22 protein-coding genes and 1 tRNA gene are annotated in these 25,342 nt (G+C 66.3%); 15 read left to right on the forward strand and 8 right to left on the reverse strand.

The features are described from left to right. From ACSC1Y_RS11485 to ACSC1Y_RS11495, 3 genes are read left to right on the forward strand one after another with little or no spacing between them, the layout of a single operon-like run. Complete coding sequence (locus tag ACSC1Y_RS11485) at positions 1-825, forward strand: SDR family NAD(P)-dependent oxidoreductase (protein ID WP_435334985.1); 825 nt, start codon at positions 1-3, stop codon at positions 823-825. Beyond that, positions 822-3,092: an alpha-galactosidase gene (locus tag ACSC1Y_RS11490; protein WP_435334986.1), complete on the forward strand. Its 2,271-nt coding sequence runs from the start codon at positions 822-824 to the stop codon at positions 3,090-3,092. The genes ACSC1Y_RS11485 and ACSC1Y_RS11490 overlap by 4 nt, the downstream gene beginning before the upstream one ends. Continuing rightward, positions 3,089-5,083, forward strand: coding sequence for a beta-galactosidase (locus ACSC1Y_RS11495; protein WP_435334987.1), 1,995 nt, complete (start codon positions 3,089-3,091; stop codon positions 5,081-5,083). Before ACSC1Y_RS11490 ends, ACSC1Y_RS11495 begins: the two co-directional genes overlap by 4 nt. A gap of 16 nt (positions 5,084-5,099) precedes the next feature. Here the strand turns inward: ACSC1Y_RS11495 and ACSC1Y_RS11500 are convergent, their stop codons facing one another. Further along, positions 5,100-5,528 carry a methylated-DNA--[protein]-cysteine S-methyltransferase gene (locus ACSC1Y_RS11500; RefSeq protein ID WP_435334988.1) on the reverse strand — a complete coding sequence of 143 codons (429 nt, stop codon included), beginning with the start codon at positions 5,526-5,528 and terminating at the stop codon, positions 5,100-5,102. 120 nt (positions 5,529-5,648) lie between these two features. On the opposite strand from ACSC1Y_RS11500, the gene ACSC1Y_RS11505 reads away from it, so the two are divergent. The 7 genes from ACSC1Y_RS11505 (at position 5,649) to ACSC1Y_RS11535 (ending at position 10,678) form a co-directional block, all read left to right on the forward strand. Next, the gene (locus tag ACSC1Y_RS11505; protein ID WP_435334989.1) at positions 5,649-6,455 is read left to right on the forward strand and encodes a lipoate--protein ligase family protein; all 807 of its coding nucleotides are present in this window, start codon (positions 5,649-5,651) and stop codon (positions 6,453-6,455) included. A 42-nt stretch (positions 6,456-6,497) separates the two neighbouring features. Further along, positions 6,498-6,692 carry a hypothetical protein gene (locus ACSC1Y_RS11510; RefSeq protein ID WP_435334990.1) on the forward strand — a complete coding sequence of 65 codons (195 nt, stop codon included), beginning with the start codon at positions 6,498-6,500 and terminating at the stop codon, positions 6,690-6,692. A gap of 365 nt (positions 6,693-7,057) precedes the next feature. After that, the gene (locus ACSC1Y_RS11515) at positions 7,058-7,888 is read left to right on the forward strand and encodes a deoxyribonuclease IV (protein ID WP_435334991.1); all 831 of its coding nucleotides are present in this window, start codon (positions 7,058-7,060) and stop codon (positions 7,886-7,888) included. Positions 7,889-7,966: 78 nt separating this feature from the next. Beyond that, positions 7,967-8,287, forward strand: a complete 321-nt coding sequence (locus ACSC1Y_RS11520) for a hypothetical protein (protein ID WP_435334992.1) — start codon at positions 7,967-7,969, stop codon at positions 8,285-8,287. A 74-nt stretch (positions 8,288-8,361) separates the two neighbouring features. Beyond that, entirely contained in the window at positions 8,362-9,153 is a 792-nt protein-coding gene (locus ACSC1Y_RS11525; RefSeq protein ID WP_435334993.1) for a class I SAM-dependent methyltransferase, read from the forward strand. Positions 9,154-9,242: 89 nt separating this feature from the next. Continuing rightward, entirely contained in the window at positions 9,243-9,398 is a 156-nt protein-coding gene (locus ACSC1Y_RS11530) for a hypothetical protein (RefSeq protein ID WP_435334994.1), read from the forward strand. 200 nt (positions 9,399-9,598) lie between these two features. Continuing rightward, a complete protein-coding gene (locus tag ACSC1Y_RS11535) occupies positions 9,599-10,678 on the forward strand; it encodes an aminopeptidase (RefSeq protein ID WP_435334995.1) in 1,080 nt (359 codons plus the stop codon). 304 nt (positions 10,679-10,982) lie between these two features. Here ACSC1Y_RS11535 and ACSC1Y_RS11540 read toward each other — a convergent pair whose 3' ends face one another. From ACSC1Y_RS11540 to ACSC1Y_RS11550, 3 genes are all read right to left on the reverse strand, one after another. After that, positions 10,983-11,633: a DUF7095 family protein gene (locus ACSC1Y_RS11540; protein ID WP_435334996.1), complete on the reverse strand. Its 651-nt coding sequence runs from the start codon at positions 11,631-11,633 to the stop codon at positions 10,983-10,985. A 25-nt stretch (positions 11,634-11,658) separates the two neighbouring features. Beyond that, the gene (locus tag ACSC1Y_RS11545) at positions 11,659-13,761 is read right to left on the reverse strand and encodes a histidine kinase N-terminal 7TM domain-containing protein (RefSeq protein ID WP_435334997.1); all 2,103 of its coding nucleotides are present in this window, start codon (positions 13,759-13,761) and stop codon (positions 11,659-11,661) included. 153 nt (positions 13,762-13,914) lie between these two features. Then, the gene (locus ACSC1Y_RS11550) at positions 13,915-14,370 is read right to left on the reverse strand and encodes a DUF4442 domain-containing protein (protein ID WP_435334998.1); all 456 of its coding nucleotides are present in this window, start codon (positions 14,368-14,370) and stop codon (positions 13,915-13,917) included. A 252-nt stretch (positions 14,371-14,622) separates the two neighbouring features. Between ACSC1Y_RS11550 and ACSC1Y_RS11555 the strand changes: the two genes are divergently transcribed. From ACSC1Y_RS11555 to ACSC1Y_RS11570, 4 genes are all read left to right on the forward strand, one after another. Next, on the forward strand, positions 14,623-15,348 hold the full coding sequence (locus tag ACSC1Y_RS11555; protein ID WP_435334999.1) for an alpha/beta fold hydrolase: 726 nt from the start codon (positions 14,623-14,625) through the stop codon (positions 15,346-15,348). Between the two features lie 40 nt (positions 15,349-15,388). Continuing rightward, entirely contained in the window at positions 15,389-16,360 is a 972-nt protein-coding gene (gene ncsA, locus ACSC1Y_RS11560; RefSeq protein ID WP_435335001.1) for a tRNA 2-thiolation protein NcsA, read from the forward strand. Positions 16,361-16,458: 98 nt separating this feature from the next. Then, positions 16,459-16,734, forward strand: a complete 276-nt coding sequence (locus ACSC1Y_RS11565) for a winged helix-turn-helix domain-containing protein (protein WP_435335002.1) — start codon at positions 16,459-16,461, stop codon at positions 16,732-16,734. 95 nt (positions 16,735-16,829) lie between these two features. Continuing rightward, positions 16,830-17,453 carry a hypothetical protein gene (locus ACSC1Y_RS11570; protein WP_435335003.1) on the forward strand — a complete coding sequence of 208 codons (624 nt, stop codon included), beginning with the start codon at positions 16,830-16,832 and terminating at the stop codon, positions 17,451-17,453. An 87-nt stretch (positions 17,454-17,540) separates the two neighbouring features. On the opposite strand, the gene ftsZ is transcribed toward ACSC1Y_RS11570, so the two are convergent. The 3 genes from ftsZ to ACSC1Y_RS11585 all read right to left on the reverse strand — a co-directional run bounded on the left by ftsZ (position 17,541) and on the right by ACSC1Y_RS11585 (position 19,727). Beyond that, positions 17,541-18,743: a cell division protein FtsZ gene (gene ftsZ / locus ACSC1Y_RS11575; protein ID WP_435335004.1), complete on the reverse strand. Its 1,203-nt coding sequence runs from the start codon at positions 18,741-18,743 to the stop codon at positions 17,541-17,543. Positions 18,744-18,745: 2 nt separating this feature from the next. Continuing rightward, complete coding sequence (gene cdrS / locus ACSC1Y_RS11580; RefSeq protein WP_435335005.1) at positions 18,746-18,925, reverse strand: transcriptional regulator CdrS; 180 nt, start codon at positions 18,923-18,925, stop codon at positions 18,746-18,748. A 202-nt stretch (positions 18,926-19,127) separates the two neighbouring features. After that, a complete protein-coding gene (locus ACSC1Y_RS11585) occupies positions 19,128-19,727 on the reverse strand; it encodes a double zinc ribbon domain-containing protein (RefSeq protein ID WP_435335006.1) in 600 nt (199 codons plus the stop codon). Between the two features lie 175 nt (positions 19,728-19,902). Between ACSC1Y_RS11585 and ACSC1Y_RS11590 the strand changes: the two genes are divergently transcribed. Then, positions 19,903-19,976 (forward strand) — tRNA-Tyr (locus ACSC1Y_RS11590). Positions 19,977-20,369: 393 nt separating this feature from the next. On the opposite strand, the gene ACSC1Y_RS11595 is transcribed toward ACSC1Y_RS11590, so the two are convergent. Then, on the reverse strand, positions 20,370-25,247 hold the full coding sequence (locus ACSC1Y_RS11595; RefSeq protein ID WP_435335007.1) for a S8 family serine peptidase: 4,878 nt from the start codon (positions 25,245-25,247) through the stop codon (positions 20,370-20,372). Positions 25,248-25,342 lie beyond the last annotated feature (95 nt).

Consider the following 25,342-nt stretch of genomic DNA (forward strand, 5'->3'; position numbering starts at 1 on the left):
ATGACGGCAGTCCCCGGCCGGTTCGAGGATTCGGTCGTCCTCGTCACCGGCTCCACCCGCGGTATCGGTGAGGGCATCGCCAGGCGGTTCGCCCGCGAGGGTGCGCAGGTCGTCGTCACCGGCCGCACGGTCGAGGCCGGCGAGGCGGTCGTCGCCGACATCGAGGCTGAGAGTGGCGAGACCGGCGGCGACGCGGTATTCGTCAAGGCCGACATGCGCGACCCGGACGACATCGCGGCGCTCGTCGAGGCGACCGTGGACGCGTTCGGTGGACTCGACGTGCTCGTCAACAACGCCGGCGTCGAGACGAACACGAGCGCAGACGAGGCCACGATGGACGACTGGGAGTTCGTGCTGGAGACCGACTTCCGGTCGTACTGGCTCTGTGCGAAACACGCCTTCCGGGTGATGGACGAGGGAGCCATCGTCAACGTCTCCTCGAACCACGCTCGCCTGACGATGCCCGAGATGTTTCCGTACAACGCCGTCAAGGCCGGCATCGACGGAATGACCCGGGCGATGGCGCTCGACTTCGGCCCGCACGTGCGCGTGAACACGGTCAATCCGGGCTGGGTCGCCATCGACCGGACGACCGAGGAGATGGATCCCGACTACCGCGAGCACATCGAGTCCATCCACCCGGTCGGACGAATCGGACGGCCCGAGGACGTCGCCGGGGTCGTCTCGTTCCTCGCGAGCGAGGACGCCGGGTTCGTCACCGGTGCCTCTCTCCTCGTGGACGGCGGCCGCTCGCAGGTGATGCAGGACGACACGCTCCCGGACTATCGGGCCCGGCGTGACGGACAGACGCGAGACCGACGATGACGGGCGATATCCGCGCATCCGCCGGTACGACGACGGTTCGGTACGATCACGAATCGCAGACGCTGACCGTCGCACGGGGGGAGGAGACGCTCCTCACGGGACGGCTCTCGTTATCGGTCGGCGACGTGACCCTTCCGTGGGCCGACGAGGCGACCGTACACACGACAGAGGCGACCCCCACGGACGCGTCGGCCAGCGACAGGGCTCTCGTGACCCACGCGGACGGCTGGGAGACGACCGTCGCACTCGACACCGGTGACGGGTTCGTCGACGTTGACGTCTCGGCCACGGTCCCCGCGGACGTCGACTCGGTCGAACTCGACGACCTCACGGTTCTCGACGATACCAGCGTGACGTGTTTCGGCCGTGATGCCAGCGTCTACCGCCACGGCTACCAGTCGTGGACGCCCACCGCCACGCTCCCCGTCGGGGAGTCGTTCCCCCGCGAGACGGGCGCGGCGCGTCCACAGATGCTCGACCCGGCCGCGCCAGAGGACACCTCGAACTACGTGACGGGGCTCGTCGACGGCGACGGGGATGCACTCACGCTCGGCTTCCTCGACCACTCGCGATTCGTCACGCGGTTCGACGTGGACCGGGGCGAAAGCGGCGTCGCCGGCCTCGCTGCGGTCTGTCCCGGCGACGGGGTGACCGTCGAAGCCGGTGACCGAATCGAACTTCCGACACTGCGGATCGACGCCACCCGTGACCTGCCGACCGCGCTCGGGTGCATCGCCGAGGCGACCGCCGCCCGGATGGGCGCCCGCGTTCCGGACGAGGTTCCCACCGGCTGGTGCTCGTGGTACCACTACTTCACCGGGGTGACTGCCGACGATGTCCGAGAGAACGTCGCCGCACTCGACGACTGGGACGTTCCCCTCTCGCTCGTCCAGCTAGACGACGGGTACCAGACCGCCTTCGGCGACTGGCTGACCCTCGCGGACGGGTTCGAAGACCTGTCCGGGGTGGTCGAAGACGTGCGGGCGTCGGGCTATCGACCCGGCCTCTGGCTCGCGCCGTTCTACGTCGAGGCGGACTCGGACGTGGCCCGCGAACATCCAGACTGGCTCATCACGCGGGACGGCGAGCCGGTCGACGCCGGCGACCGCCACGGCGCGATGTACGCGCTGGACACGACCCACCCCGGGGTCGAGGACTGGCTCCGCGAGACGTTCGCGACCATCGTCGACGACTGGGGCTTCGACTACCTGAAACTGGACTTCCTCTACGCGGCGGCGCTGGCGGGTGACCGGTACGCAGACGTCACCCGGGCCGAGGCGTACCGACGCGGGATGGAGACCATCCGGGAGGCGGTCGGCGACGAAACGTTCCTGCTCGGCTGCGGCGCCCCGCAGGGGCCGAGCGTCGGGCTGGTCGACGCGATGCGGGTGGGCCCCGACACGGCCCCGCACTGGGAGGCCTCGCCGGCGAGCCAGCCGGCCCACGAGAACGCCATCCGGAACGTGCTCAATCGGCAGTGGACCCACCGAACCTGGTGGCTGAACGACCCCGACTGCCAGCTGGTCCGCGAGACGACCGACCTCACGCTCGCAGAGCAGCGGTCCTTCGCCGCCGTGGTCGCCCTGCTCGGCGGCTCGAACGTCATCAGCGACCGCGTCGCCGAGATAGAAGACGCGGGCCGAAACCTCGTCGAGCGAACCCTGCCACCGGTCGAGACCGGCCGGGTCGAGGGCGTCGGCGAGGAGGCGTTCCCGACCCGGGTCGTCGCAGAGCGAGCCGCAGACGGCGGCCTCGCGGTCGCGGTGTTCAACTGGGACGACGAACCGCGGACTCTCCGAGTCGACCCCGCGAGCTACGGTTTCGACGAGGCAGTGAGCTGGGACGTCTTCGACGAGTCGGTGCACGCCGACGTGGTCGAGCGCGAGGTCCCGGTACACGGCTGTCTGCTGGTACAGGTCGCGCCTGCCCGAGACCGGCCGCACCTGCTCGGGACCGAACACCTCGCGGGACTGACCTCGCAGGTGGCCGCGGTCAAGTGGGACGGGCAAGCCTGCCTGACCGTCGAACTGGCGGCCGACACGCCCCAAGAGGCGGTCGTCGCCACTCCCGGTGCGTGGCGGCTCGATGGCTGCTCGCCGGGCGACGACGACCGCGTACTCGGTACGGAGTCCGACGACTCCGGTACAGCGAACGACGGCCTCGGTACAGCGAACGACGGCCTCGGTACAGCGAACGACGGCCTGGCGCGAGTGACGCTCACGCCGGGTGCGAACGACCTGCGGTTCACCTCCGATACACCGAGATGACGATAGGAGTCTGTTACTTCCCCGAACACTGGTCGCCCGACGACTGGGAGACCGACGTGGCACAGATGGCCGACGCCGGCCTCGAGTACGTCCGCATGGCGGAGTTCTCGTGGGGACGGGTCGAGCCCGAACGCGGCGAGTTCGACTTCGAGTGGCTGGACGAGGCGGTCGACCTCGTCGGCGAGTACGGTATGGAGGCCGTGCTCTGCACGCCGACGGCGACCCCGCCGAAGTGGCTGGTCGACGAGCAGCCCGAGATACTGCAGGCCGACCCGGACAGCACGATCCGCGAGTGGGGCAGTCGCCGGTTCACCTGCTTCAACTCACCCGTCTACCGAGAGGAGACGGAGCGCATCGTCCGGGAGTTCACGGAACGATACGCGGACCATCCAGCCGTCGCGGGCTGGCAGACCGACAACGAGTTCGGCTGTCACGAGACGGTCCGGTGTTACTGCGACGACTGTGCCGAAGCCTTCCGCGACTGGCTGCGCGAGAAGTACGAGAGTGTCGAGGTTCTGAACGAGGCGTGGGGTAACACCTTCTGGAGCCAGCAGTACGCCTCGTTCGCGGCCGTCGACCCGCCGCGGCCGACCCCGGCCGAGGCGCACCCCTCGCGGCTGCTCGACTACTACCGGTTCGCGAACGACAGCGTCGTCAACTACAACCGCCTGCACGCGGACATGATTCGCGAGGCGAACGACGACTGGTTCGTCACGCACAACTTTATGGGCGACTTCGCGAGCCTCGACGCCTACTCGCTCGCGCCCGACCTCGACTTCCTCGGCTGGGACTCCTACCCGACCGGATTCGTCCAGGACCGCCGCCCCGGCGACGCCTCGGCCGCGGAACTCCGCGCCGGCGACCCGGACGAGGTGAGCATGAACCACGACATCTACCGCGGGGCGAAGCAAGCACCGTTCTGGGTGCTCGAACAGCAGCCCGGCGACGTGAACTGGCCCCCGCACGCACCCCAGCCAGGTGAGGGGGCGATGCGCCTCTGGGCGCACCACGCGGTCGCTCACGGGGCCGACGCGGTCTGTTACTTTCGATGGCGGCGCTGCCGCGAGGGACAGGAGCAGTACCACGCCGGCCTCCGGAAGGCCGACGGCTCGCCCGACCGTGGCTACCACGACGCCGCGCAGGCCGGAGAGGAGCTGTTCGACCTCGACCCGGTCGACGCCCCCGTGGCCGTCCTCCACGACTACGAGAACCTCTGGGCGACCGAGATACAGCCCCACAGCCCGGACTGGGACTACTGGTCGCACCTCCGGACGTACTACGCGGCGGTCCGTCGCCACGGTGTCCAGGCCGACGTGGTGCATCCGATGACGGACCTCTCCGGGTACGAGGCCGTGGTCGCGCCCGCGCTCCATCTCGCCGACGACGAGCTGGCGAGCCACCTCGCGAGCTTCGTCGAGTCCGGGGGCCACCTGCTGTTCGGCGCGCGAACGGGGCTGAAGGACCCGTACAACCAGCTCCACGACGAGCTCGCACCCGGGCCGCTGGCCGACCTCGCCGGCCTCACGGTCGACCAGCACGAGAGCCTGCCCGACCGGATACCGACCGAACTCCGGTACGAGGGTGACGCCTACGACTACCGGACGTGGGCCGAGTGGCTGGCCCCCGAGCGGGCTGAATCCCTCGGCGAGTTCACCACCGGCGCCGCAGCCGGTCAGTCCGCCATCGCACAGACGAATCGCGGCGACGGGTCGGTCACCTACTGCGGCTGCTGGCCGGGCGACGCGCTCGCGGACGCGGTCGTGACGGACGTCCTCGACGCGGCCGGCGTCGCGCGAACCGGCCGGCTCCCGGAATCGGTCCGGGTCGCCGAGCGCGACGGCTACACGTGGGTGACGAACTTCGGCCCCGACGAGGTGGCAATCGACGCGCCCGAGGATGCGTCCTTCCCCGTCGGCGGCGAGGCCATCGGCGGCTACGACGTGGCCGTGGTCGAGGCCGCTGCCAGAGAGCTCTCGGTGCGGAAACGGTAGGAACCCCCTTTTTGGCTCAGAAATCGTCCGCGAGCGTCGACTGTCTGCTCTCGATGGCGCCCTCGTGCTCCAGCAGTCGTCGCTTCAGGTCGACGCGGTCGCCCTCGCGCTGGCCGGAGAAGCCGCCGAGCCAGTCCGTCCCGACGACTCGGTGACAGGGGACGACGACCGGGACCGGGTTCCGTCCGCAGGCCTGTCCGACGGCGACGGGGCTGGAGTCGAGTACGTCGGCGACCTGGCCGTAGGTCCGGGTCTCGCCGCGTGGGATGTCGCACATCGCGCGCATCACGCGGCCGGTGAAGTCCTCGGGGAAGTTCACGTCCAGGTCGAACGTCTCGCGCTCGCCCCGTTCGTACTCTCCGACCTGGTGTTCGACGACTTCGGGCGCGGCACCGAGCAGCGACTCGTCGACGTCGAACGAGCCGCCGAAGACGGACAGTCGCATGGATGCGCGTCGTTCCGGTGAGGGCATACCTCTATCGCCAGTGGCCTGTGTCCGGCCGGCCGTGTGCGACCACCGACACGTGCCGGAACCACCATGGTCCGGGGCTGCCAAGCCCAGGCCATGACAGAGGTCGCAGCGAGGGAGTGGCGACTCATCCGGGAAGAATCGCGGGACGGGCCGATGAACATGGCGCTCGACGAGATCGCCGCGAAGTCGGCCACCGAGGAGGGAATCCGGACCCTGCGGGTGTACCAGTGGGAACCGAGCTGCCTCTCGATGGGCTACGGACAGGCGCGCGAGAGCGTCGACTGGGAGTTCTGCGAGCGCGAAGGCATCGACGTGACCAGGCGACAGACCGGCGGCGGCGGTATCTATCACGACCACCACGCCGACATCTCCTACTCAATCGTCGCGCCCGCGGACGAGCTGCCGGGCGACCTGATGGAGTGTTACGACCTGCTCTGTGGCCCCGTCCTGGAGGCGTTCTCCCGGATGGGCGTCGACGCCGACTTCGCCGACCAGACCTACCCGGTCATCCACAAACCGGCGTGCTACCTACGTGACATCCACCCCGCACACGACGTCATGGCCGGGGGGCAGAAGATCTCGGGCAACGCTCAGTACCGCCAGCGCGAGGCCGTCATCCAGCACGGGTCGCTCTCGTTCGACCTCGCGCCCGAGCGACACTGCGGGGTCTTCGCCGGCGACGCCGACCCGGATGATTTCACCGACCGGGTGACCAGTATCCACGAGCAATCGGGGATAGACCGGGGTGAGGCGGTCGATGCGCTCGAGTCGTCGCTCGCCGACTGGGCCGACGCCGAGGAGGGCGCGTGGACCGACGGCGAACTCGCCGATGCGGCGGATCTGGCGGAGCGGAAGTACCGCTCACCTACGTGGGTTGGGGATCGTGAGGACCCAACCTGAGTAGGGTCTAGTGTCATCACCATGGCACCGATTGGCAGAAGTATGTCGAAGGCAGAATCCACCGACGCGGCAGCACTGTTCGAGAAGGTCACCGGTCAGACGACGGTCACCGAGACCCAGGAAGACAGCGTCGGCCGTGACCCCGCGACCGAGGAGGACGAGGAGTTCTTCCAGGAAGCTCGCGAAGATGGACTGGACGATGCTGTCGCGGAGCCCGACGTGGGCGGCCCCGACTGACGACACCGGTCCCCGCACGAGATCGCGGACCCTCCGTCGTCCCGACCGTCCCATCGGTTCCAGCCCCGAACAGCCCACTGGTTCCACCCCCGAATTCCACCCCTCCCGCGTGGGCTCCCCCGTCCCGCGCCGGACACGCACTACGGTTCGAAGCGGCGTGGCGGAGCGACCCCCGGCTCCGTACCACGTTCCACCTCCTCGCCACGCTCCACCTCCACCGCACCCGCGAGCGACTGCCTCGCCCTGCGTCAACTCGACCGTTCTCGGCACCAGCCGCTGCACCGCCCACGGCCGCGGAAAGCGCTCTCTCGCCGTCCCGGCGGTGCTTCGATACGCCTTTCCGCCCCCCTGCCTACCCCTCGTGTATGCTCAGAGTCGGTGCACACGAATCCATCGCGAGTGGGGTACACAAGGCGGTGAACCGCCAGCTCGAAGACGGCGGCAACTGCGGGCAGATATTCACCACGTCGCCACGCGTCTGGAAGGACCCCGACATCGCGGAGGAGGACGTCGAGAAGTTCCGTGAACTCTCCGACGAGAACGACGTCGGTCCGTGGGTCATCCACTCGTCGTACCTCGTCAACCTCTGCACGCCGAAGGAGGACCTGCGCGAGAAGTCCATCGCCTCCATGCAGAAGGAGGTCGACGCGGCGGCCAGACTCGGCATCCCGTACGTGAACGTCCACCTCGGCGCACACACCGGAGCGGGCGTCGACCAGGGCCTCGACAACGCGGCGAGCGCCCTCGACGAACTCGACATCCCGGACGGCGTCACGGTACTCATCGAATCCGACGCCGGCTCCGGAACGAAACTGGGCGGCGACTTCCAGCACCTCGCCGACGTGCTCGACCGGTGTGACCAGGATCTCGACGTCTGTCTCGACACCGCTCACGTGTTCGCGGCGGGTTACGACCTCTCGACCCCGGCGGCCGTCGACGAGACGATGCAGGAGTTCGACGACGTGGTCGGCATCGAGCACCTCCGCTGTGTCCACCTCAACGACTCGAAACACGAGTGCGGGACGAACAAGGACGAGCACGCGCTCATCGGCGAGGGGCTCATCGGCGAGGACGGGATGCGCGCGTTCATCAACCACGAGATGATCCGGGACGTTCCGCTGGTACTCGAAACACCCACAGAGGACGGCAAGGGATTCGCCTGGAACATCGAGCGCGTCAAGGAATTGCGGGAATAGTGAAAGTCAGAACCGCCGACTAAAATCGATTTTTTAGCCAGGGGAGGTGGTATATTGGTGGGGGTGAGAGTGGTGAGTATGCTATCGTTCCGAACCGTTCTCATCGTCATCGCGGTTCTTCTGTTGGCTGCGGCGGCGGGCATCTCGCACCTGCCGACGGCCAGTGCGGCGACGGCGACGGGGACCTCTCTCGGCGGCGCAGACACGACCAGCCAGTCCTCGCCCAGCCACGTACACGGTGACTACGGCACGGCGGACGACACGCTCCCGAGCGTCTCCTCCCCCGCTCCGCAACCGTTCGCCCTACTAGACGGGTCACCACCCGATTCGGTCACCTCGGTCGGTATCGTGGCGGGCGGTCTGGCGTTGACCGCGATCGTGGCGAACGTCCAGCACTGAAGGTCCGGCTCTCCCGCTCGCTCCGACGCTCTCCGTTCCGACTCGTTTTTCCCGCCCGCTCCCCAATCTCGCCCGTGCGCAGATTCGACGCCGACTATCTCGAGAAGACGCGAGCGGGGATGTGGGCCGACTCGCGTGATGCCCTCTCCGGGCTCGAGCTTCCGACCCGCGAGCGTGTGCTGGACGTCGGCTGCGGCACCGGGGAACTCACCGCCGTCCTCTCCGACGAGTGCGACGGCCAGGTCGTCGGTGTCGATGCCGACGCGGGTCTCCTGGCACACGCCCGTGACGTAGCCCCCGTCGTGACAGGCGATGCGACACGGCTCCCGTTCCCGGACGACAGCTTCGACCTCGTGGTCTGTCAGGCGTTGCTCATCAACCTCCCGGACCCGGCGGCAGCGGTCGCCGAGTTCCGCCGCGTCGCCAGCGAGGCTGTCGCCGCGGTCGAACCGGACAACGGTCTCGTGACCGTCGATTCGACGGTCGAACAGGAGTCTCCCCTCTCGAGGCGAGCACGGTCGGCCTACCTCGAGGGCGTCTCCACGGACGTCGGGCTCGGGGCGGCCGCCGCCGACCTGTTCGCGGAAGCGGACCTCACCGACGTCTCGACCCGCCGGTACGACCACACTCGAACGGTCGAACCACCGTACTCGCAAACGGCGTTAGAGGCAGCAGCACGGAAGGCCAACGGTTCGGGTCTGGCGAGCGACGAGGCGGAACTCCGCCGCAGCCTCTCCGACGACGCGTACGACAAGCTCCGTGAGGAGTGGCGAGCGATGGGGCGCGACGTCGTCGACCAGATGCAAGACGGGGTCTACAGACGGACCGAGACGGTTCCATTCTTTGTCACCGTTGGCGCTGTATAGGCCATTTCCGGCACGTCTCACCGGCTTCTGCGGGGGACCCGAACAGAATAGGGCCTCGAATGAACGATTCGTAGTTCGTAGCCTGTCGTATGTCAGTCGACGCCAGAACCGATGCGGACGAGACGGACGAGACGCTGTTCGGCGCGTTCGATATCTCGGATGACGAGACCGTCATCTATCAGAATGGCGAGTTCCAGGCCTGGATTCAGGCCGACGTGAGCTACGACCTGGAGTCGATGCGATAGACTGAGCGCGTTCGAGACGGCTTATGCTCTGCACACCGTGTAGCTGACCCGAAACGCCACCGTGGTGGTGGACGAGTTCGAGGACAGAGATGGACTGTCAGACCTGTGCTTCTCGGCCGTGTCCACCGGTCGCACTATCAGAACTCCGGCAGAAATGTCGTTCTGCAAATCATTAATCCTCCCGACCGCGTCGGTCCAGCATGGACTCACGAATCGAGACACACGCTGAGATTCTCGTCGAGCACTCGACGGACGTTCAGCCGGGTGATATGGTCGTCGTGGCCGCCCCGGCCGAAGCACGTGACCTCGTCAGGGCGGTCTATCGGAAACTCGGCGAGGTCGGTGCCAGACCGGTTCAACTCACCCAGGACGCGCTCGCGAGCCGCGAGTACGTACTCGCCGTCGACCCGGAGACGCTCGAGCTACCGGAACACGTTCAGGCGCTCATGGAGAAGACCGACGTCGTCATCGCGATACGGGCGAATGCGAACGCGAACGAGACGGGTGACGTGCCGCCGGAGAAGAACGTGGCGCTCGCGAAACTCAACAAACCGATACAGGATGCGATGTTGACGAAGCGGTGGGTCGGAACGCAGTTTCCCGCATCCGGCGACGCGCAGAAGGCGGAAATGTCCACACCCGCGTACGAGGACTTCGTCTACGGGGCCATCAACAGGGACTGGAACGCACAGCGCGAGCACCAGCAACAGGTGGTCGACCGGCTCGACGAAGCAGACCAGGTCCGCATCGTCTCCGGCGAGACGACCGACCTCACCATGTCGATTCGCGGTAACCTGACGACGAACGATTACGGCGAGCACAACATGCCCGGCGGTGAGGTGTTCACCGCACCGGTTCCCGATTCCGTCGAGGGGGAGGTGCTGTTCGACATGCCGCTGATGGCCCAGGGCCGCGAGGTCACCGGCGTCCGACTGGTGTTCGAGGGCGGCGAGGTCGTCGAGTACGAAGCCGAGAAGAACGAGGACGTCCTCGCGTCCTTCCTCTGCACCGACGATGGCGCAAGGCGAATCGGCGAACTGGGCATCGGAATGAATCGCGACATCGACCGGTTCACGTACAACATGCTGTTCGACGAGAAGATGGGCGATACCGTCCACCTCGCGCTCGGCCGCGCGATAGAAGGAACCGTCGGCGAGGAGAACGAGTTCAACGACTCGGCCGTCCATATGGACATGCTCGTCGACATGAGCGAGGACTCGTTCATCGAGGTCGATGGCGAGGCCATCCAGCGAAACGGGACGTTCTGGTTCGAGGAGTAGCGAGGTTCGGAGCGAGCGAAGCGAGTGAGAACCTCGGAAAAGCGAGCGGTGTAGCCGCGAGCAGTAGGGAGGTTCTGAGCGTAGCGAAGAACCTCCAGGCACGAACGGGGAGCGAACATCGTCGCCTAGAGCGTTTCGTTCACCCGTCGGACGTGACGGACCCTCCGGACCCGAGGGTTCACGTACGAGGACGCGGCCAGTCCCGGCATCACTTGAACAATACCGCGAGGCGGGCAGCGGTCGCGCGACGCGACGCCTCGCGGGCGGAGCCGCGTCGCCTGTTCGCCATCCTCTAAGCGCGTTTCTACACTACGTCGCCGCGGACCGTCGCACCGTCCTGTTCCTTCCGCCACGCGTGGAGCTCCTGTGCCGCTTCCTCGGCCTGTTCCTCGTCCAGGCCGAGCATCCCGAGCGCCCGGGAGAGCGTCGGGAGCGCCAGCTCCGACTCCCGGAGCTTGCGCAGTGCTTCGTCGCTCCGCTGGCCGTCGACCCACAGGCACACGCCCCGTGGGTCGAGCAGCGTCGTCCAGTCCTCGCGTCGCTTCGCACCCGCGAGGCGCTGGGTGACGTTGTCCTCGAAACTGGCGTTGCACACCTCGAGGTGGACGGGTTCGTCGTCGTCCAACAGGTGCGCCGCGAGACACTTCTCCGGTGCGGCGTGCCCGTTCGCGTTCGCGCGGATGTGCTCGGGGAACTCGTCGGCCCACTCGGTTCGGACGGTCTGGCCGACGCCCTTGACGCCGTGTGACTCCTCGAACTCTCCGGCCCGAGAGGCGTCGCCGCCGAGCAGGATGTCCTTCGTGAGGTATACGTCGAGCCGGTCGACGGGGTCGAGACCGAGAGCCACGTCGCCGTACACCCACACCTCCCGGACCGGAACCGGCATCGGGTCGGACTCGACGGCGTCGAGGATCTCTTCGACCCGGTCGAGTGCCACGTCGCGTTCGAGACTCATCGCTACCGTCTAGCCACGCGTGCGACTAACCGCTGTCGTTCTGCGAGTCGTCGCTGTCGTTCTGCGAGACGTCCCGCCGCTTTGCCGGCAGTCTGACGACGACCGTGGTCCCGTCGTCGTTCTCGAACTCGATAGTCCCCTCGAACCGGTGAACGACCCAGCTGGCGACCCAGAGGCCGAGCCCGCTGGTGTGTTCGAGTGGGGTTTCGTTCTGGAGCAGGAGCGGTTCCAGCTCTGCTCGAGGGATACCGGGCCCATCGTCCGCGACGGTGAGGACGGCATCGCGCCCGTCGCTGTACAACCGAACGGTGACCGCAGCCGTTCCGCCGGCATCGGGGACTCCGTCGGGCGTCGAGGTATCGGATTCGTCCGTCTCGGTCCCGTGCTCGGCTGCGTTCTGGACGAGCTCCTCGACGACGAGCCGGAGGGACGGGCCACCTCTGACGAAGAGCGGCTGCTCTATGGTCAGGTCGATGTCCACGTCCGGGTGGACGGTCCGGAGGTGGTCAACCCCGTGCTGGACCACGGTACTGAAATCGACCAGGCTGTGATCGGTCGCGTCCACGTCGTCGATTATCCGGTTGAGCGTGTCGCTACGGTCGACGGTCGTCTCTGCGAGGTCGGCGATGGTCTCGGCGTACTGGCGATGGGTCGCAGACGTCGTATTCGTCGCTATCTCCTCGGCGTAGCCTTCGACGAGGGTCATGTCGTTCCGGAGGTTGTGGCGCAGGAGGCGCCGCATAACGTCGACCAGTTGCTGGCGCTGTTTGCGGTCGGTTATCTCGCGCGAGTCGACGACGAAACCCTCGACCAGCGGGTCGTCCAGGAGGTTCCGGCCACGCGCTTCCAGCCACCGCCAGTTCCCGTTCGCGTCCCGGAAGCGGAACTCTGCGCCGTCTTCCGTGTCAGGCTCGTCGAGGGCGTTCGCGACCACCGATTGCACGTCGTCCCGGTCCGACGGATGGATGTACTCGAACGCCTGCTCGCCGACGAGCTCGGTCGCGTCGTAGCCGAGGACCGGCTCGACCGAGGGACTCGCGTACGTTATCGTGCCGCTCTCGTCGATGACGGTTATGATGTCGAGTGCTCGCTCGAGGAGGGTCCGATACCACTCCTCTGTCTGACGGCGGTCGGTAACGTCCCTGAGCGTCACCAGCTGTCCTCTCGGGTCGGTAGCCGTTCCGAGAGTTGCCGAACGGACGTCGAAATAGCGCTGCTGCCCGTCCACTGTGCGAACGAGTTCGGACACTGAATCACCCGCGAGTTCGGGGAAAGTCGCGTCGAACTGTGAACCGACGACGACGTCTCGGTCGACCTGGAACACGTTCTCGGCGGCGGTGTTCAGGTCGACGACCGCCCCCGTCGTGTTCACCGCGACCACTGCGTCAGGTAGGTCGACGAAGAGCTGTCGCCTCGCTACCGTCCTGACTGCGGGCATCACTTCGAGCACCCGATGTCGGTCGATGCCGACCAGTAACAGCACGGCGGAAACGACGAACGCCAGATTGGTCGGGTTCATGCCCTGTGGCGTCAGGTCGAGGACCCACGCCAGATTCGCGACGAGAAGCGGGACGACGGCGAGCCCGACGACGACCGCCTGCCAGGTAAGGTCCCGCTCTCGAATCCCCGAGAGGACGACGAGACCGGCAGTGACGAGGACGAGGGTGAACGAATAGACGAAGTGAGCCAGCAACACCGGGCCGAGTACCTCGTCGGGGAGGAAGTACCCTCCCACCACCTGCTCCCGGCCGAACTGCTGGAACACCGTCCGTGGTGCGAACAGTAGCGAGGCCACGACCAGTGCGGGCTCGACCGCGAACAACGGGAGCGTCCGCCGGTTCACCAGTGAGTCGCGGCCACTGTACTCCAGCGCGACCAGTGCCCAGGAGGCGGCGACGACCGTCGAACAGACGACCTCGACGGACGACCAGAACAGCATCCCGCCGACGGTCGACGATGCGAGGCTCAGGAACTGCGCGACGGACCAGCAGCCGACCGCGAGGGCGAAGACGGTGAGTGGCGTGCTACCGGGCTGTTCCCGTCGTCCCCAGGCGAGAACCGCGACGACGCCCGAGAGGGCGACGGACACGAGGAGGAGGGGGTGATACGGGGTCCACTGGAATGCCATCGTACTCCTGACTGAATACGGACGTGTACGACATTGAATCTTGTCGCTATCGACATCTTGCAGGCGGTCGTCCGAGGGTAGCCGTCGCGTCCCGGTTGACGGTCGGTCGAACTGGCGTTCGCCACCACGGTAGCGTCGGCTGTTACGGCGGCTTCAGTCGTCGCGGCCGACGTAGACGGTCTTCTCGACGGTCGCGTGAACCGTTCCGTCTTCGGCGATGACGTCCGCGGTGTACTCCCGGTCGACGGACTCCTGCGTCGAGAGCGCGTCTTCGATGGCGTCGAGCTCGTCGTCATCGATACGGAACCGGGCGTACAGGTCCTCCGTTCCCGGGCGCTTGAACCGGACGCTCGCGGCCTTGTCCCAGACGGTGTACTCGTCGGGGAGCGTCTGGATGAGTATCATGGCGAACATCGGGTCGCACGCGCCGTAGATGCTCCCCCCGAAGGTCGTCCCCATGTAGTTCCGGGTTCGCCACCCCTGTGGTATCTCGATGCGGATCTCCTGCCAGTCGTCGGCGATGTACCGGACGCGACCACCGGTTCCGCGGTAGGAGGGCCACAGGTTGAACAGGTGGCGGTACAGTCTGGTTCGCCAGGACTCGCTCATCGGCCGGACGGACGTGAGCTCGCTACCTTAGCGCTGTGGAACCTCGAGTGGGTGGACGACCGTTTTCTCGGCAGCCTGTTCGGAACGACGACGATTCGTCGCGGTCGAACGACGGTTCAACGCGGCTGAACGACGGTTCAACGCGGCCGAACGACGGTTCATCGCCGAGTTTCGGTTCACCCTGGATGAACGGCCAGCGAAGTGGCTACAGTTCTCGGAGGTTGATGGTGCCCGGGTGCGTCGTCGAAGACGATGCGAACGCAGGTCACGAACGACGGCGGAGACGACGACCTCGTCCTCGTTCTCGGCTGGGGGAATCGATTGCATCACGAGAACGTCGAGTGGCTGGTCGACCAGTTCGTCGATGCGGGCTACAGGGTCCACACGTTCCAGATACCCGACTTTCCCCGGGATTTCTTCGCGGAGTGGGTCCGCCCGGTGCGGACTTACGTCGACGAACTCGACGAGTACAGCGTGGTCGGTCACAGCACGGGTGGGCTCATCGCCGCGTACCTCGAGGGGGCGGAGACGACGACATATCTGAGCCCGTGGTGGGGCTACACCGAAGAGACTCCCGGCTGGGTCCTCGACCTGCTCGCTCGAATCGGCTCGAGGCATCGGGTCATCCCGTCGACCGTCTCCACGCGGGAATCGATCGGCGAGCTCGCGACCGACCGGCAGCTCGCTGATGGGGCAGATCGGGTCTCATCCCGGTTCATCCGTGAGACGCGGCGGGGACACCGGGAACGACCGGCTATCGACTCGGATGCGGTCGTCTTCTGCACGCTCCGCGATACCGTCGTGAGTACGCGGGCGATCGGGGCTGCCGTCGACCCCCGACAGGTTATCCTGTACGACGGCGGGCACGAACTGTTCTCCTCGCGCCGTCGGGCCGAGTACGCCGACAGTCTCTTGGCGGCGGTCGACGGTGGCGCCGGAGCGGGCAGGAAAGCGGCCGAGACCGTCGACGATACGTAAGACGAAACCCGTATCCCACCCCACGGGCTAGGACGGGTCGATGACCGAGTGCACGAAGTGCGGCCGCGAGGCGGTGATGCACGCCGCCTACTCCGGCGCACACCTCTGTGAGGCGCACTTCTGCGAATCCGTCGAGAAGCGGCTCCGGAAGCGGATTCGCGAGGACGGCCTCGTCCCGCGAGACGCGACGCCCGAGGACCCGGACACGTGGGTCATCGGCCTCTCCGGCGGGAAGGACAGCGTCGTCCTCACACACATCCTCGACGAGACGTTCGCCGAGGATCCCCGTATCGAACTCGTCGCACTGACCATCCACGAGGGTATCGAGGGCTATCGCGACGAGAGCGTCGACGCCTGCGTCGAACTCGCGGCGGACCTCGACATGCGCCACGAACTGGTCAGCTACGAGGAGGAGTTCGGTATCAGGATGGACGACGTGGTCGAGGACGACCCCGAGAACATGGCGGCCTGTGCGTACTGCGGCGTCTTCCGTCGCGACCTCCTCGAGAAGTACGCCGAGGAGTTCGGCGCGGACAAACTGCTGACGGGGCACAACCTCGACGACGAGGCACAGACTGCCCTGATGAACTTCCTCGAGGGCGACGTCGGACAGATGGCGAAGCACTTCGACGCGAGCATCGGCTCCTTCTCTGACCGAGAGGACCAGGACGAGTTCGTCCCCCGTGCGAAACCGCTTCGTGACGTGCCGGAGAAGGAGGTCGCACTGTACTGTCACCTCCGCGACCTTCCGGCTCACATCACCGAGTGTCCCCACTCCAGCGAGGCGTATCGCGGCGAGATACAGCGGCTCCTGTTCGACCTGGAGGAGAACCATCCGGGGACCCGCCACTCCATCATGGCCGGGTACGAGGAGCTGGCGGGAATCGTCGCACAGCGCTACCGGGACGATGGCGACGACGCGGACCTCCGCGAGTGCGAGGAGTGCGGGGCGACGACGACCCGGGACCGCTGTCGGAAGTGCTCGTTGCTCGACGCACTGGAGGCGCTCTGAACGGTCAGCGTCCGCCGACGCAGTACCGGCAGGCGACAATCGCACTACCTCCCTAGTTAGGAACCTCGGTTAGGGCCGTGCAGGGTGTACGCCTCGTCATGGAAGCGACCCTCTGGCAGGTGCTCGCGGGAACCCGCGGCGGTTCGAACAGGGCTCGTATCCTTCGGGCCCTGGAGGAACAGCCGCGGAACCCGAACCAGCTCGCTGGCGACCTCGAACTGGACTACAAAACCGTCGAGCACCATCTGGGCGTCTTACGCGAAAAAGACGTCGTCGAACGTGGCGGAGACGGCTACGGGGCGGTCTACCTCCCGACCGAGGAGGTCCGGCTTCACTGGGACACGGCCACCGGAATCATGGAACGAGAGTGCTGAGGTCGGCAGCACGGTGTGAGACACGGCGTAACTGACGCTACTACAGGGTTCGCTCCGCTCGCAACCGCTTTCTGAGCCCGGCCGAAACGTCACGTATGGGTCTCTTCGAGACACTCCGCCGACTGCTGGGTTCGACGGCTTCGGAAACAGAGCCCGGCGCCCGGTCCCGGTCGACACCTGCTGCGGACCCGGACCGGATGTACGCGACGGCCCCCGAGACCGAGGAATCCCGTGGGGAAACGGGAGAGAACGAGACGGAACCGGCCGTCACCGGGGGGTCGGATAGTCCCGGCGGCGACGAAGCGCCACCGAGCGAGCCGCCCGACGTGTTCTCGTACGAAGCTCGGGAGTGCGCCGACTTCTGGCACGACTATCCGCTAGATTTCACTGTAGAGTCGCTAGCTCACCTCGACAGTCTGGTCGCCGATAACTGGGACGCCGACCGGTTCGCGGGCGTCGAGCCGGACCCTGCTGGAGGCCCGGACGCGCGGACTCTCTACGGCATCGTCCAACAGTTCGGGAGCTACGTCGGGGAGACGCTCGTGAGGGACCGTGGCGGCGAGTGGAAGCGCTCGGGTCGGAACCGCTGGGTCGTCGTCGTCTCCGGACCCGACGGCGAAGCGACGGTCGACGTGTTTCACCACACGGTCGAGAGCTTCCGCGAGTCGCCATCGTTCCGGCCGCTCGTCCAGAGAATCGTCGAGGAGACCGGCGTCTAGGGAGTGTAGAAGACGGAGGGACCGCAGCCACGCCCACCTGCGGAATCTGGTCCGTCGCTCGAGTGAGTCGACGGTCGAACTGCTGTCTTACCGGATGACGTCGAGTCCGTTGTTCTTCTCGAGCTGGTCCTGACCGCCGTCGCTCTGGGTGCTGCCGTAGCTCTGGCTGCGGCCGCCACCGGAGGTACCGCCGAGGTCGACGTTGTCGGACGCGTCGAAGCTGCCGCCACCGTCGATGGCCTGCCGCGAGCGGTCGGCCTGCTTCTGCGTGCTCGGGCCGAGCACCTGGGCGCTCTGGACCCCCGTCATGATGGCCATGACGCGGACCTTGCCCTTGTAGTTCTCCTGGATACGTGCGCCCCAGATGACGTTGGCGCTCGCTTCCAGCCGTTCCGTGATGTTGTTCGCGATGCCCTCGGCCTCCTTGAGTGTGAGGTCCGGGCCGCCCGTGATGTGGACGAGACCACCGGATGCACCACGGTAGTCGACGTCCAGCAGCGGGTGGTTCATCGCGTCGTTCACCACTTCGCGGGTCTTGTTCTTGTCCTGTGTCTCGCCGACGAGCATGACCGCGACGCCACCCTGGTTCATGATGGCGCACATGTCGGCGTAGTCGAGGTTGATGAGGCTCGGCTGCGTGATGGTCTCGGAGATGCCCTTGACCGTCTCGGCGATGATCTGGTCCATCACCGAGAACGCCTTGCCGATCGGCAGGTTCGGGACATAGTCGAGCAGACGGTTGTTGTCGAGGACGATGATGGAGTCGGCCTCCTCGCGGAGCTTCTCCAGTCCTTCCTCGGCCTTGACCGTCCGGGCACGCTCGACGTTGAACGGCGTCGAGACCATGCCGACGACGATTGCGCCCTGCTCTTTGGCGATCTTGGAGACGACCGGAGCTGCACCGGTCCCCGTGCCGCCGCCCATACCAGCTGTCACGAACACGAGGTCCGCGTCACCGAGTACCTCTTTGACCGTGCCCTGTGCCATCTCGGTCGCGCGCTCGCCCATCGAGGGGTCGCCACCCGCGCCGAGGCCGTTGGTCAGGGACTTGCCGACGAGTATCTTCGTGTCGGCTTCGATCATCTTCAGGTGCTGCTTGTCGGTGTTGATGGCGACGGTGTCTGCACCGTCGACGCCGATGTTGTACAGTCGGTTGACCGTGTTGTTACCGGCACCGCCACAGCCGACGATGACGATTCGCGGGTCGCCGAAGTCGTCCGCCGACGCAGCTTGCTTCTGTTTCTTCTCACGCTCCTCGTGTTCGAGGGCGTCTTGAACGATATCCTGCATCGTTACACCTTGGCCCAGCTGCGCTTGTTTTCATTCGCACCCGAGCGCTCACTCTGATCGTTGAGCATCTCGCGTACTGCCGAGCGGATGGCCTCGCTTCGATTCGGGAACTCTCCCGTTTCGACCATCTGCTCTACCTCTTCTATCTGCTGTTTCGGAATTCGCAGTGTCACACGCTCCATGGTTCGTATTTCCCCTTGGGTAAGACGCAGCGCGTGGGATTGGTTCGCACGCGCATCGTCTTACACGGCGAATCAGTGGACGTGAGCCCCGTAAACTCGCGTTCTGGGTCCGTGTAAGACACCTGTCTTACGCGAATGTATGCACAGTGTCATACGCCATAAAAGTTTCCCCGAAACACCTTGGGCCCGTGAGCGTGTCCGTTTACGAACCAGTCGCGTCTGACGGCGTGTCTAACACGTCCGCGGCTGGGGTTCGACGGCCGCAGCCCGGACAGAACGCCCAGTCCGAGCGAACCTCGTCGCCGCACTCACAGAACGCCCGACGTGACGCCTTTTCCCCGCAGTTCGGGCAGTACACGTGGCCGTCGTCGAGCGCGTCCCCGCACTGCGTACAGCACGTCTCCTCCGGTTCGGTTCTCGGTACGTCCCGTCGCTGGGGCGCTCTCCGCCCGTCGGACGCCGCGTCAGACGTCCCCGTCCGGGACGTGTCTGACGTGGCCGCTCCATCGAGCGAGACTGTCACGTTCACGTCCTGTTGTCTCCGTGCGAGATGCTCGTCGACTCGGTCGGCGACGAGGTCGTCCAGTCGGTCTTCGATGAGCTGATCGACGCGGTCGGCGACGAGATCGTCGAGGGGAGTCGCGCGCGCTTCGCCCCGGGTCGTCGCAGGGCCGGACGCCGACGCAGTCTCTCCATCGAGATACGCCCTGAGCGCCTCGCGCACGAGCTGACTTTTCGATTCCTCTCTGGCTTCGAGGCGTCCCACCAGTTCGTCGTCCGCTCGCACGGTAATCTTACTCACGGCTCGGTCTGGAATACCGTCTAGCTTCCAACTATTTCAATCTACCTGCTCTTTCCTGAGGTGTCGTACTCCGTCAGACGTGTTCACCGTGTTCTGGACCAGGCTGGTACAGAGTCGCGTACGGCGCGGAGATGATAACCCTTAAATCTGGAGGGGCGTGTACGTGAAAGTACGCCCGCCCTTAGCTCAGACTGGTAGAGCAGTCGACTGTAGATCGACTTGTCCCCCGTTCAAATCGGGGAGGGCGGACTTTTCCTGCAAACAACGTGAACAGTGAATCGTCTAACTGAGCCGATTTGAGCAGACGAGGCGCGGCCCGCGAGGTGAGCGGAGCGAACCGAGCGGGACCGTCTCGACGAGTTCGAATCGGGCAGGGTGGACTTTTCAGACGCTCGATGCCGTGAGGCCCGGCTGTTGGTGAGTTCGAACCGTCGTAAGACGACGATTCGAGGAATGGTGGCGATTCGACGGCCGATGCCGATATCGACGGCGAGACGTGGATATCGACGGGGATTGGTGTGTTACACATCACGCGTGCGCGCTCGCGAGAGACGCAAAACGGTACAGCAGCGATACGACACCAGAGGACGAACACGGCACGAACCCGAAAAAGGCCGACAGCCAAAAGCGAGATTCCGTCGCTCAGACGCGCCGACGTCCCAGCATCGCCACCGCGAGCAGTGCGATCACCGCGACGAGCGGGCCGAATCCGGGTGCGCCGCGGAGTCCGCCGCCGATGCCGCCGGCGCCGCCGGCGGGCTCGGTCACGGGACTCGACTCGGTCGTGGCCTGGGTCGTGGTGGCGGTACTCGGTTCGACCGTCGTCGTCGTGCTCGTGGTCGGCGATTCCGTCGTCGTCGTCTCGCCGCTGGTGACGACGACGGTCTTCGTGTTCCATTTGTCCGGGCTGATGGTGTGTTCGCCTTCCTCGGTGAAGGTGTAGGTGAACTCGACGGTCCGCTTCATATCGGGCAGCAGCGTGAGTCGCTGGCCCTCGATGAGCTCGCCGTCGACGTACAGCGCGGGCGTGATGACGTCGCGCGAGCTCTTCGTGTTCGAGACGGTCACGGTGAGGGTCACCGTCTCTCCCGGTTCGACGGTCGTGTCCGAGACGGACCACGAGCGGATGTCGATGGTGCCGGTGTCCTGGTTGCCGCCCTGGCCACCGCCGCCACCGCCGCCCCCGCCGGTGGAACCGATTTGCAGCCCGGCCTTCACGTGGACGTAGTCGCTGTTGCCGGCGGCGTCCGCGATCTCGTCCACGACGAAGCCGTACGACCCCGACGATGGCGCCTCGTAGCGCATGACGTAGTGGCTGCCGTTGCGCTGGAAGTCGCTCCGGTCGATGGTCTCGACCACGGTGCCGTCGTTCGTTATCTCGCCGGAGACGGACTCGACCGGTTCGCTCGCGTCGAACTCGAAGACGATGTCGTCGCCGTCGGTGTAGACGCTGTCGTTGGTTATCGTCGGCGCCCAGACGTCCCGCGTCTCGAGGACGACGGTGTGGTTCGTGTCGTTCGTGACGGTCACGTCCGTGCTGTTGAGGCTCTCGGGGAACCAGGGTTCGTCCGGGACGATGACGTCGACCCTGACGGTCCCGTTCGCCTCGAGTCCGGTCGTGTTCCCCACGACGAGCGAGCCGTTCGCGTCGGTCTCGCCGTGTATCTTCCCGCCGACGGCGAGCGCCTGGCCAGCCGTCTCGGCACCCTGCGGCACGTCGACGACGGCGACCGATGCACCCTCGACGACGTCACCCCGGTCGGTGGCGACCGTGACGTTCAGGCGGTGTCCCCGCGGGAGCGTGACGTTCCCCAGGGCGGCATCGGTCAGCAGCTCGCCGTCGGCGGCGGCGCGGAGCGTGTGGACGTCCGCGATACCGTCGAGCGGTGCCTCGGTGTCGTAGCCGAAGCGGTCGGTCTCTGCGACCCAGAGGGTCGGGCTGCTACCGTTCGGGAGCGTGAACGTCGCGTTCCCGTTCGCGTCGAGCTGGTGGACGCCGGTGGTACCGGCGTACCAGGAGAGGACCGCGGTCGTGTTCGAGGCATTGCCGTCCGGTCGGGCGACCGACACCGAGACGTTCCGCTCGGCGTTCCGGTCCCAGGTCAGTCTGGCCGCACCGTACGCGGTCGAGGTGAACCGGTCGCCGTCAGCGTCGACGATGGTCGCACTGACGTGCATCGTCTCGGTCGCGACGTCTCTGGTGTCGATGGTCGCCCGGAGCGTGCCGTTGGTGGCGTTCACGACGGTCACGTTCGCTTCGTTCCAGCCGGATGCGGTCTGGTGCGGGCCACCGTCGGTGGCGGGTTCCGACACGAAGTCGTCCGCGTACCGGACGTAGACGGTCGCGTTCGACACGTCGTCGTCGACCTGTAACGTCGCCGTGACGTTCCGTTTCGGGAGCGTGTTGTTCGCGTCCATCGCGTCGAACGTGAAGCGCTCGAACGCGGGTGCTTCGGTCAGCGAGCCGTTCTCGTACGCGATCTCGGTGACGATGGTCGACCTGGCGTCCCAGCCGACGTGCTCGAGGTTCGCGGTCGCCTCGTAGCGGAACTGGGTTCCGTTGCCGGGCGGGAGCTCGTCGAGGTACGCCCAGCACCACGCACTCGGAAAGTCGTCGACCTCGGTGCCGTTGACGTAGGCGTTACAGTGGTCCGTTCCAGCGCCGGAGTCCTCGTCGAACCACCGACCTGCCTGGTCGGTGGTGTTCGCGTCGAACTCGACGTAGGGACCGCCGTAGTTGGACTCCTGGAACCGTGGCTCGGTCGGGGTGAGCAGCAGCGGGAACTCGTTGACGGACGTCGACGAGGGGTCCGACGGGGTACGCGTGTACGAATCGTCGAAGCCCGCCATCCATCCCGGGCCGGTCGCGGAGATCCGGTACGCGACGGCCTCTCCAGCTGCGGTAGCCGACTGATAGACGGTCTGGGACGTCCGGTTACGGAGGCTTCCTCGCGTCGCCTCGCCGTACCATCGATGTTCCGGGGCGGCAGGTATCTGCCACGATCGGCCCACGTCGAGGGCGGCCGTCGGGTCCGTCCGGTGGTAGGTGACGGTCCTCGCGGTCAGGTCGGCCGAGGTCGGCCGATGCGTGACTGGACCCGAGACTCCGAAAGTGACGTTGACCACGTCGTACAGCACCGGCGTGTCGTAGTGGAACGTCCCGTTGGGATACGCAGACGACGGTGCGGCGAGTGTCCGCGTGCTGACGTTGACCGTCGGGCCAGCCGAGATGCGGAAGGTCTGGTTCCGGGGGAAGGTCGCGTCGTCGAACCAGAGGGGGACGCCGGAGGCCTCGGTGACCAGCGATCGAGAGATGGCGGTTACCGATTCGTTCGTCGCCGAAAGGTTCGACGGATTCACCGTATACCGGACCGTGTCCGACTCGTTCAGGACGAGTGTGGTGTCGCCGTCGAAATCCAGCGATGCGATGGAGAAGACGCTCCGGTTGTCAGCGGTCTCGTCCCGTCCGAAGACCACGACGGTGTAGTTTCCAGGTTCGAGGACTGTCTGATACGTCCCGTTCTCGTCCAGGGTGGCGATATCGTACACGGGGCCGTCGGTCTGCGTGATGTAGACGTCGTCGCCCGAGACGTTCGAACCGTTGAGCCCGTTCGCCTGGACGGTGAGGCTGGCCTCGGAGACGAAACCGAAACTGGCTCGCCGCCAGCTCTGGTCGCCGGCCGGGGCGTCGGAGTCGTTGACGAACAGACGGCCGGAGACGACGCCGACGGCCTCCGACCCGTCGACGAGGAGACTCACGTTCTGGGTCTCGTTCGGCGCGAGCGAGAGCGAGGTCCGGTCCAGCCTGACCGCGCCCGCGGAGCCGTTCCCCACGTTCGTGACTGTCGCGTCGAGCGAGAGGTTCATGGTGTCGTTCCCGCCGTTGTGGAGGGTGACGTTCGCCGTCTGCTCTCCTTCGACGAGTCCGAACTGGACGGTGCTCGGCGCGACCATCAGGTCGTTCCCGAGTGCGGTCGAGACGTTGAGTCGACCGCTCCCGCTCTCGTAGACGTGGTAGTCGCCGATGCGGTCGGTCGTCGTCACCAGGGCGCTGCGGACCTGGGAGACGTTCCAGTCGGGGTGTTCGGCCATGACGAGCGCGGCGGCACCGGAGACCATCGGCGCTGCCATGCTGGTCCCACTGAAGGCGACGTAGCCGTCCGTGCCTGCCTCTGCGCTCATGATGTCGTCACCAGGTGCGACGATGTCCGGCTTGACGTACTGTCGGACGGGTGTCGGGCCGCGTGAGGAGAACCCGGTCACGGTATCGGACTTGGTCGTCGCCCCGACGGTGATGGCTGCGGGTGCGACACCGGGCGACCCGATGGTCTCCGGAGACGGCCCGGAGTTCCCGGCCGAGACGACGACCGGGACGCCCGCGTCGGTCGCGTTCTGGACCGCGTCGATGTACGGGTCGTCGCTCGACGTGGGGCCGCCGAGGCTCATACTGATGACGTCGGCGTCGTTGTCGACGGCGTACTCCATCCCGGCGATGATGTCGGACCGGTAGCCGTAGCCGCCCGAATCCAGGACTCGGATGTCCATGATGCTCGCATTCGGGGCGATCCCCGAGTAGGCGCTGCCGTTGGGCCGTCCGGCCACGATGCCGGCGACGTGCGTGCCGTGGCCGTAGCCGTCCTGCGAGACGTTGTCGTTCTCGACGACGTCGTACTCGTGGGTCACCGCGCCGGCGAGCATCGGGTGGTCGTTGTCGACGCCCGTGTCGAGCACGGCGACGGTGACGTTCGTCCCGTTGACGCCGTAGTTCTGCCGCGCGCTCGTCGCGTTGACGATGGTGTTGGCCTCGTCGAGCTGGACCCGGACGCGCTGGTCGAGCGAGACGCGCCGGACGCGCGGATTCGTCGCGAGTCTGGCGAACGAATCGCGGACAGTCGCTTTCTCGACCGTCGCGGCGACGCCATCGACGCTCCGCAAGGTCCGCGTCGTCTGGACACCGGCGGTGTGCTTGAGGCTACTCCCGAGTGCCTGTACGTCTGCACCGTCGCCCGTCCCGCCGTTTCCGTGCTGGACGATGAGCGGAATCTCTCCCGTCTCGTCGTCGGTGACGTTCTGGGAGACGAGCAGGTCGACGTTGAAGAGGTCGTGGTCGAAGGTGGAGAAGTCGACGGACTGCGGGAAGATGTACGTCCCGTCGGCCGTGTCGATGCGGCGCATCGGTTCGGACGCGTCGATGCGGTAGGTGGTCTCGCCACCGGATTCGACCACGGTGACGGTCTGTCCGGTGATGAGCGTCACGTTCGTGGTTTCGACGTCTCCGGCGACGGTCCTGTTCTGTGGCTGCTGGGGTGCCGGTACGGTTCCGACCGAGGCGACCGGCGGTCCCTGCTGCCCGCCCGGGCTCACCGCCGTCCGGGCTGGACTATCTGTTCCTGCTGTCGTCACCGCCGTCGAACCCGCAGCCAGCGCGGGGGTGACCGCCCCCAGTAACGCCAGCGTCGCGAGTGTTATCGCGAGGAGTCCCTTTCGGTGGTCCCCACCGACCATCCGGTTACCCGTCATTTCACGTATACTGTTGCTAATCCTACCGTTATTACTTAATTCTTCTTGCAAAGACTTGCGTTATAATGTACGTCGCCGCCAACGGCTCCGCAGAG

Origin of the sequence: Haloarchaeobius lipolyticus (assembly GCF_051208015.1) — an archaeon.
Lineage (GTDB): Archaea > Halobacteriota > Halobacteria > Halobacteriales > Natrialbaceae > Haloarchaeobius.

Coding starts and splice junctions, on each gene's coding strand:
- ACSC1Y_RS11485 (WP_435334985.1), top strand. CDS start 1: ATGACGGCAGTCCCCGGCCGGTTCGAGGATTCGGTCGTCCTCGTCACC.
- ACSC1Y_RS11490 (WP_435334986.1), top strand. CDS start 822: ATGACGGGCGATATCCGCGCATCCGCCGGTACGACGACGGTTCGGTAC.
- ACSC1Y_RS11495 (WP_435334987.1), top strand. CDS start 3,089: ATGACGATAGGAGTCTGTTACTTCCCCGAACACTGGTCGCCCGACGAC.
- ACSC1Y_RS11500 (WP_435334988.1), bottom strand. CDS start 5,528: ATGCGACTGTCCGTCTTCGGCGGCTCGTTCGACGTCGACGAGTCGCTG.
- ACSC1Y_RS11505 (WP_435334989.1), top strand. CDS start 5,649: ATGACAGAGGTCGCAGCGAGGGAGTGGCGACTCATCCGGGAAGAATCG.
- ACSC1Y_RS11510 (WP_435334990.1), top strand. CDS start 6,498: ATGTCGAAGGCAGAATCCACCGACGCGGCAGCACTGTTCGAGAAGGTC.
- ACSC1Y_RS11515 (WP_435334991.1), top strand. CDS start 7,058: ATGCTCAGAGTCGGTGCACACGAATCCATCGCGAGTGGGGTACACAAG.
- ACSC1Y_RS11520 (WP_435334992.1), top strand. CDS start 7,967: ATGCTATCGTTCCGAACCGTTCTCATCGTCATCGCGGTTCTTCTGTTG.
- ACSC1Y_RS11530 (WP_435334994.1), top strand. CDS start 9,243: ATGTCAGTCGACGCCAGAACCGATGCGGACGAGACGGACGAGACGCTG.
- ACSC1Y_RS11535 (WP_435334995.1), top strand. CDS start 9,599: ATGGACTCACGAATCGAGACACACGCTGAGATTCTCGTCGAGCACTCG.
- ACSC1Y_RS11540 (WP_435334996.1), bottom strand. CDS start 11,633: ATGAGTCTCGAACGCGACGTGGCACTCGACCGGGTCGAAGAGATCCTC.
- ACSC1Y_RS11545 (WP_435334997.1), bottom strand. CDS start 13,761: ATGGCATTCCAGTGGACCCCGTATCACCCCCTCCTCCTCGTGTCCGTC.
- ACSC1Y_RS11550 (WP_435334998.1), bottom strand. CDS start 14,370: ATGAGCGAGTCCTGGCGAACCAGACTGTACCGCCACCTGTTCAACCTG.
- ACSC1Y_RS11555 (WP_435334999.1), top strand. CDS start 14,623: ATGCGAACGCAGGTCACGAACGACGGCGGAGACGACGACCTCGTCCTC.
- ncsA (WP_435335001.1), top strand. CDS start 15,389: ATGACCGAGTGCACGAAGTGCGGCCGCGAGGCGGTGATGCACGCCGCC.
- ACSC1Y_RS11565 (WP_435335002.1), top strand. CDS start 16,459: ATGGAAGCGACCCTCTGGCAGGTGCTCGCGGGAACCCGCGGCGGTTCG.
- ACSC1Y_RS11570 (WP_435335003.1), top strand. CDS start 16,830: ATGGGTCTCTTCGAGACACTCCGCCGACTGCTGGGTTCGACGGCTTCG.
- ftsZ (WP_435335004.1), bottom strand. CDS start 18,743: ATGCAGGATATCGTTCAAGACGCCCTCGAACACGAGGAGCGTGAGAAG.
- cdrS (WP_435335005.1), bottom strand. CDS start 18,925: ATGGAGCGTGTGACACTGCGAATTCCGAAACAGCAGATAGAAGAGGTA.
- ACSC1Y_RS11595 (WP_435335007.1), bottom strand. CDS start 25,247: ATGACGGGTAACCGGATGGTCGGTGGGGACCACCGAAAGGGACTCCTC.